The organism is Shewanella sp. NIFS-20-20, assembly GCF_019209865.1.
Taxonomy (GTDB): Bacteria; Pseudomonadota; Gammaproteobacteria; order Enterobacterales; family Shewanellaceae; genus Shewanella.
In genome coordinates, this window is record NZ_JAHUTT010000096.1 from 1 (window position 1) to 6,859 (window position 6,859).

The following is a 6,859-nucleotide window of genomic DNA, read 5'->3' on the forward strand; positions in this document are numbered from 1 at the left end:
CTTGGTTATATTGCTTCCAGTTGCTGATTTTGTACTTTGCCTTACCCATCATCGTCACCCATCTCAAAGTTCTAATGATCTGATCGTGGTTCTGATGATTAGTTCAATGATTTAGGAAACAACGCCAGTAACATCTAGAGTTCTCACCTCAAGACCAGCACAGGCACTTGGGCTGAAGCGCTGGCGGATAACCATCCGCCAGCAATGACAAAGCCAAGTCGTAATAACTAAGACGATAACCTAGCCAACATGAAGTTAATTCGCCGTGGTATTTAACGCACAGATGCCCACACATTGCTGATTAGTTAATGCCTTTTTGATGGTCAGATAATAGGGTTGGAGCTCAGGCACCAGTTGGGATTGACGCTGATTCAGTTGCTCAAGCAGTTGTTGTCGTTGCGCCAAGGACATAGAACTCACAAATTCATCGGCACTGTCTGCCAATGCCATCATGATGCTTTCGCGATAACTAATTGATACGCTAGGTAAAAAAGCAGCAGCCAATGTGCTCACAAATAACTGTGTTATGCCGGCACTCGCTTTGCTTAAGCCAGACATTCTTGTTGAAGTCCGAGCCGTTTGCGGCAAGCTTTCGACAAAGGCGGTTAATGGAGAAATTTGTTCAGCTAAACAGCGAGTAGTGAACGATTGTAATCGTTGTAACTGTGCTTCGAAATACAAGAAATTACGATCTTCAGCAGCCACCTCACCTCGGCCTAATGCCGAAATTACCGTATTAACGTCATCGTTTAGGGGTAATTCATAGCCAAGGAAGCCCGAGCTCACTTCCATCGCAGCATCACACATCTCAAATAGTCGCGGCAGTTTAAGGCTACTCGCCTGTGCTAGCAGCTTAGGCTGAGTGAGCTCAACAATCATCACCATCGCCTCTTGCTGGGTTAATATTTTAGGATCTTGTCGATGTTGGGCTTGTTGTAGTAATGCTAACAATTGCACTTTTGCTTGATGCTGCTCGCTTAATGGATTGTAAGGTTCTATCGTCATTAAGCCTGTATTATCATTAGCTTGAACTTGGCTAGCCAACATGAGTAGGCCAACAGTAGCAAGGATGACGCACATAGATGGGGTAAACTTGGACCAAATGTTCATCAACTTCTCCAACAAAAACCCAGTAGCATCGACCGCAACAAAACGATAACATACCCGTAAGTGACTAAGATATCAAATCGACACCCGCTGGGTGCAAGCCCCTAAGATCTCGGCTAATTGACGGACAATTTTTAAACACATAGACTAGCGCTAACATTAATCAGTGATTGCCCATGAGTGATAGCCGATGTGAGTGCCATCATCAACGTTGTCATGGCCCAAGGATATATCTCGTGCCGAGCCCATCGAACAAGTCGCCGACTCCAGCTAACCACCATGCACAGCAATATTGTGCCCCTAAATTTTCCCAATTTTTTCTGCTATTTTTCGGTGGTTTCACTTTAACCCTCTCCAGTCTGTTCTTTTTAACCACGGCTAAGACATATATCGCCAGCATACTTTGGCTAGCGACCTTCAGCGGGTTTATCCTAATATGGCAAAGCGACAAGCAGTTAAAACAAAATGATACAATCAAATTTTGGGCAAAAACTTTACTTAAAACCATTATTTACTGCTTTATTGGCCTCAATTTGACCTACAGTTTCTTTGCCGATGGCGGCCCAGTACAAGCGTATTTATTGATGAGTTTAATTGCGCTGACCTTGGGGACTTGCAGCTATGGCTTGGGGCGACATTATTATTCTCGGCAACGGCTCATCAACAATTTAAACCATGAACTCACTGTCCGTTTACCCGCCGCCCCTGAACACCCAATCATCTCTGCCGGCATTTTTCATGCATTTAGGCCACCACGCCAACCTTGGGTGCTGGCATTATTTGCCCTCGGTAAGTCCATGGCGACTCTGTTGGCGATACTTTTTTTACTGTTCGGGGCAGCCAGTGGTTATGTCTTGCTGTATCTAGTGAGCTGGTTACTGCCTGCCAGTCAAGGACTTCATGGCCATGGCTTTATTATGTTTATCGTTATCACTCCACTGATGGCCTACCTAATGCTCTATGTTTATCCCATGGAGACTAATTCACGGGTGTCGATACCATCAACGCCATTGGTGGCAGGGATCCAATCGTAATGCGCATTCTCAGCCAGTTCATGGCCTGAGTCATATTCAAATTGCATTTCAATGGCAATACGTTGGGTCAAGTTAGGGTCAAACACCACGCCCGCAGCATCGGTCGTGGTCACTAGATTGGTCGCAAACGTATAAGTGTATGTCCCGTCTTTATGATCCTTAAGGCAGGTTTTGCAATCTTTGATTTTCTCAAAGCCCTGCTCAAAAGTGGTACCAGCATCATTGGTGCTTTCATTGAGTAATGACAGCCATTGAGTTAACTCTGTGTCTGCAGAAACATTCAATTGCGCCAGTGAAAAACGAAAATCATGATACTGATTGGTGCCATTCAGGCCAAATAAGCCCACCCCCTGACTGTTCTCTAGTTCAAAGTCTACCGTAATAATGCCATCGGTGTAGGCGGCATTAGTAATAGTCGCTATTGCTTCACTGGCCATATCAATATGCAAGCCTGACGTACCAGGTGCACCATCATTACCATTTGCGCCATTTTCACCATCGATACCGTTTTCACCGTCATCACCAGTACAGCCACTAATGGCCATGGCGGTCGCTAAGACAAGCCATAATGTATTCTTAGTAAATGTTGCCATAATTGATCCTCTCCATGGAGTCGTTCAAACCCATTAACATGGGCGCAACCAAAACACCCCAAAATGAGTATCCACAAGTTGAAGCGGATCAAATATTGAACAAAAACAATGAAAAAGTGAAAAATAGAATTCTAACAACCGCAAATGTAGTCTCTCTCGAAGGCCATCCCGTGCTAATGGCCATAGTTCCTCAGACTGCACCTAACGGCTAGGCACCATGCCTGAATGGCCAAGCATGATTATTAAGGCCTTAACGCCACGAATTCGGTATGATAGCGACTTGCAACGCAGCCTCCACCCCATTGCCAAGTTAAGAGAGACCTATCCATGCCGATATCCCGGACGCCAATGCCCACCAATATTGATGACTTTGTCGCCCCGGTTTGCCACCAAGACGTCACGATGCTGTATCAAGATGACGATATCTTATTGATAGATAAACCCAGTGGTTTATTAAGTTTATCGGGTAAAAACCCAAAAAATTGGGATTCAGTCCACCACCGTTTGGTGCATGGGCAGGTGGTGGATGGTCGACTTAGTACTGACGGTGCAAAGCGCATTCAGGCCATTGATCCTATGGCATTGACTGCGGCAAAATTGCCACATCGATTAGATTTTGGTACCTCAGGCATTATGGTTGTTGCCTTAACGCCCGCAGCTGCGAAACATCTTAATCAGCAGTTTCAACAACGGCTGGTGCAAAAACACTATATCGCCATGCTGGATGGCTGGGTAAGCGCTGAGCACGGCCAAATTAATGCCGCGATTGCCAAGGGGGAGTTCCCTCGGATGAATCATTGCGAGCTCAGCGGAAAGCCCGCTCGCAGCGACTATCAAGTCTTGGCCAGATTAACCGCCCCCGCCCGCAGTTTAGTGAAATACACCCCCGTCACCGGACGAACCCATCAATTACGGCTACATAGCTGGTTGCTCGGTCATCCCATTCTTGGCTGTGATCTGTATGCCAATCAGCACAGCCAGCAACTCGCGCCAAGACTGCAATTGCATGCCAGTGACTTGTATTTTACTCACCCAATTACGGGGCAAGCTATGCATGGTCATAGCCCATGCCCATTCTAAATAACCTCAATGGGATCTGCTGCCATATTGCGCGATAAACCCCATAGCCACAGCAACATCATGGTATCTTTGCCAAGAGTAGACTAGCTGCTAGTGGTATCACCACCTTGGCTGAAACCCAATGGCGTTCGACTAAGACCTCACAATTTACTGTAGAAATAACTTCGTTTAAACGCATTCATAAAATTGCCAACGCTTGGTCTAACCAAGACTAGCTAGCCATGATGTCTACTATGGGGTTAGAGGATGGTTTGGCAAAGTTAGACAGTGGTGAACTCTGAGGAATGTGCCTAATGTCGCTTAACGAACTCAGCCCTAAGGATACCGCTAAATTCTTTATTGCTCAGTTGTTTGGAGATGAGGTTACCCAAGGAAAAATCGTACAGATAAGCAATGATACCCAAGGCGACCGTCTGTGGGAGAAATACTTAAACGGCTTATTCCACCAACGTTTCTATAGTGCTTACGCCATTTTACGCGAAGCCTTTAGTGGGGGGGCGCCGAACCGACTGGCGTGATGATGACAGTTGACACCAATGCCAAGGATGCCGATGACTTTACGATATTTGAACAATCACTTCACCCAATCATAGTGTGCCTACTGGCCTGCGGCTTAAGCGATGATGCGTTATTGCACCGTCTGTATGACGAGCAACTATCGGCATAGCTATTCCACGAGACACAAGGGATCTTATGGCCGCTTGAACTAAGCCGCAATGAAGGGCTCACACGCCAATACACCATGATAAGCTCAAAATTTTGGTTTAGAAGCTTTGATGAATCCGCCCCATTTACGGCGCATAGTCATGCCGATACGGATGAAGAAGACGAGTAGCGCCTGGCGGCCCCGGCATGACCATAGCGCTGCGTTAAGGCTTGGCCCGTCAACTCTGTCTTGTTAACAGGCCGCAGAGGCTAGCACCGTGAAAACACACTGCGCAAACAGCCTCTTGGATATGAACAATGAGCCTTAGCAGCGGCTAACGCTAACGGTAAATACGCTGCCAATTGTTTGGTTTCAACTTCAGAAACATTTGCTAACTTAATATGGCGCCGCCCCTGGCCTTTTCCCTCAAGAAAACCGAAGTTATCGTCGATATATGCGCCAACACTAAACTCAACTGACACGTGCTTTTTATAGGCAAACACCCCAGAAAATGATACCTCAGCACAAAATATGATCCCACCGTATTTCGCCTCTTCAGTGACGGCTGGCCAGATTTGTTTCACTAGCGCGCGGACTGACTCGACGATAGCGTATTGCTCGCCATCGAGCATGCGAATGTCGTCTAATAATGTCGCTATGGATTTATCCACCTTGCCCCCGAGTCCCCTCCGCATTGACAGCGTGGGGATCACTAATTTATTGGTAATCGTTACCATGCCACATCCGTTAGCCACTGCCAACCGGTGACCCGTCTTCTGGAAACGTGACGAGCCTAAACAAGAAGAAAATATTAAGCACTATCGCACAATTGTAATTAACGATGAGCGTGCAATCGGAGGTCAGCTCCAAATGCAGAGCGTAAATGGTTACAAGAGTCGTTTACGAGGCTGGATAAGGAACTCACTATTAGGCCACCCATAGATAATGAATGCTGAGTGAAGGCTGTTGCCTCAGCAGTGACACCAGCATCATCGGCGTCCATCCAGCAATAGAATGAGACGAATTATCATCAAAACTCACTATTGGGCCACCCATAGATAATGAATGCTGAGTGAAGGCTGTTGCCTCAGCAGTGACACCAGCATCATCGGCGTCCATCCAGCAATAGAATGAGACGAATTATCATCAATAAAACGGCAGCTATTAGCTTGATATTTCTGCTAAAACTAAGAATCATTAAGTTAATTTAATTTTACTTAATGAATAAAATTTTTGACACATCGCCTTGTAGCACCTATGTTGATGATGTAAAAAATAATTAACTTGAGGTCTAAAAAATATGACTATGCCAACCCAGCTAAAACAATGGATCCAAAGCATTAGTTTTCGTGAACTCACACTAAGTGTGGATTTACTTATCACTGGCTTTATTGGTTATTTCTATCTGCAACACTTACTGCAAGCGTCACCAGAGCAACTTAGTTCGGCCAGTTGGGTGTCTGGTTTATTACTAGAAGTGATTATTTATTCCATCGTCTTAATGGTGTGTAGTCAGATTTTATTGGCCTTTATTAGCGATAAAGAACTTGAGCAGCCCTTAGATGTGCGTGAAAAACAAATTAATTTAATTGGCTATAAATATACTACTTACATTCTGCAGGTCGGTATTGTATTAGCCATTATTCAATACCAAGTAGAAGCTCAGCTTGGGATCATTCTTATTGGTAAAAATGTGCCATTTCTTACACTCCATATTATGGTATGTGCATTTATTATTGCTGAAATAGTGAATTACACCACCCAATTATTCAAAGGCCGCACGGGAAACATTTATGAGTAATGGCATTAGTAATTCCATTCGTACTTTACGTTTTCTACATAACGAAATGACCCAAAAGCAATTAGCACAGGCCATAGGTGTCACTCGCCAAACCGTGATGGCTATAGAAGCCAATAAGTATTCTCCAAGCTTGGAGGTAGCCTTTAAAATTGCTCAAGTTTTTGAACTGCCGCTGGAGTCAGTGTTTCAATATCAGCCAACACCCCTTGATACTTAGTCAGGGCGTTGTTGCCTAAATATTCGCTCTATTTGGCTTCGTCATAGCCTAGAGAATTTTAAGAAACGGCTCAAAGCTTTAGAAGATAAGGTCGCTAATGACGGGATCATACTCACTGATGCGCAAGTTGCAGCTCTTGAAAAGAAAAAGCATGATGATGAAGCGTGTGGTGAGATAGAAACCCATCATCCTGGGTATCTTGGTTCTCAAGACACCTTCTATGTCGGCAATTTAAAAGGTGACGGTAGGATATACTGGTAAGCCCCTAGTTTTCTAGACACTTTCTAAGTTCTCATAATACTGCTTTTCAAACTTCATTGGAGACAGTCCGTTATTACTACCATGATGCCGCACTGGATTGTAGAAATATTCGATATAGTT

Annotated in this window: 9 protein-coding genes and 2 pseudogenes; 8 read left to right on the forward strand and 3 right to left on the reverse strand. The window is 44.9% G+C overall.

Features of this window, described 5'->3' with window-relative positions; all coding sequences use genetic code 11:
* Positions 1 to 255 precede the first annotated feature (255 nt).
* Positions 256 to 1,110: a hypothetical protein gene (locus KU855_RS18255; protein ID WP_218532650.1), complete on the reverse strand. Its 855-nt coding sequence runs from the start codon at positions 1,108 to 1,110 to the stop codon at positions 256 to 258.
* Between the two features lie 173 nt (positions 1,111 to 1,283).
* Here KU855_RS18255 and KU855_RS18260 point away from each other — a divergent pair, with 173 nt between their 5' ends.
* Positions 1,284 to 2,141 carry a hypothetical protein gene (locus KU855_RS18260; protein WP_218532652.1) on the forward strand — a complete coding sequence of 286 codons (858 nt, stop codon included), beginning with the start codon at positions 1,284 to 1,286 and terminating at the stop codon, positions 2,139 to 2,141.
* Here KU855_RS18260 and KU855_RS18265 read toward each other — a convergent pair.
* Complete coding sequence (locus tag KU855_RS18265; protein ID WP_256261125.1) at positions 2,072 to 2,734, reverse strand: hypothetical protein; 663 nt, start codon at positions 2,732 to 2,734, stop codon at positions 2,072 to 2,074. The two genes, KU855_RS18260 and KU855_RS18265, sit on opposite strands and share 70 nt — an antisense overlap.
* Positions 2,735 to 3,061: 327 nt before the next feature.
* Here KU855_RS18265 and KU855_RS18270 point away from each other — a divergent pair, with 327 nt between their 5' ends.
* From KU855_RS18270 to KU855_RS18280, 3 genes are all read left to right on the forward strand, one after another.
* Positions 3,062 to 3,814 (forward strand): RluA family pseudouridine synthase, encoded by a 753-nt coding sequence (locus KU855_RS18270; protein WP_218532654.1) that lies wholly within the window; start codon positions 3,062 to 3,064, stop codon positions 3,812 to 3,814.
* Positions 3,815 to 4,107: 293 nt separating this feature from the next.
* Complete coding sequence (locus tag KU855_RS18275) at positions 4,108 to 4,332, forward strand: hypothetical protein (RefSeq protein ID WP_218532655.1); 225 nt, start codon at positions 4,108 to 4,110, stop codon at positions 4,330 to 4,332.
* Positions 4,332 to 4,481 (forward strand): hypothetical protein, encoded by a 150-nt coding sequence (locus KU855_RS18280; RefSeq protein ID WP_218532657.1) that lies wholly within the window; start codon positions 4,332 to 4,334, stop codon positions 4,479 to 4,481. Before KU855_RS18275 ends, KU855_RS18280 begins: the two co-directional genes overlap by 1 nt.
* A gap of 248 nt (positions 4,482 to 4,729) precedes the next feature.
* Here KU855_RS18280 and KU855_RS18285 read toward each other — a convergent pair whose 3' ends face one another.
* The gene (locus KU855_RS18285; RefSeq protein WP_256261126.1) at positions 4,730 to 5,197 is read right to left on the reverse strand and encodes a DUF1801 domain-containing protein; all 468 of its coding nucleotides are present in this window, start codon (positions 5,195 to 5,197) and stop codon (positions 4,730 to 4,732) included.
* Positions 5,198 to 5,258: 61 nt separating this feature from the next.
* On the opposite strand from KU855_RS18285, the pseudogene KU855_RS18290 reads away from it, so the two are divergent.
* The 4 genes and pseudogenes from KU855_RS18290 to KU855_RS18305 form a co-directional block, all read left to right on the forward strand.
* Positions 5,259 to 5,378 (forward strand): annotated as a pseudogene (locus KU855_RS18290) (IS1595 family transposase); the annotation flags it as partial.
* Between the two features lie 382 nt (positions 5,379 to 5,760).
* Positions 5,761 to 6,261, forward strand: coding sequence for a hypothetical protein (locus KU855_RS18295; protein ID WP_218532659.1), 501 nt, complete (start codon positions 5,761 to 5,763; stop codon positions 6,259 to 6,261).
* Positions 6,254 to 6,478, forward strand: coding sequence for a helix-turn-helix transcriptional regulator (locus KU855_RS18300; protein ID WP_218532660.1), 225 nt, complete (start codon positions 6,254 to 6,256; stop codon positions 6,476 to 6,478). The genes KU855_RS18295 and KU855_RS18300 overlap by 8 nt, the downstream gene beginning before the upstream one ends.
* A 21-nt stretch (positions 6,479 to 6,499) precedes the next feature.
* A pseudogene (locus KU855_RS18305) lies at positions 6,500 to 6,733 on the forward strand (IS481 family transposase); the annotation flags it as partial.
* Between the last annotated feature and the right edge of the window lie 126 nt (positions 6,734 to 6,859).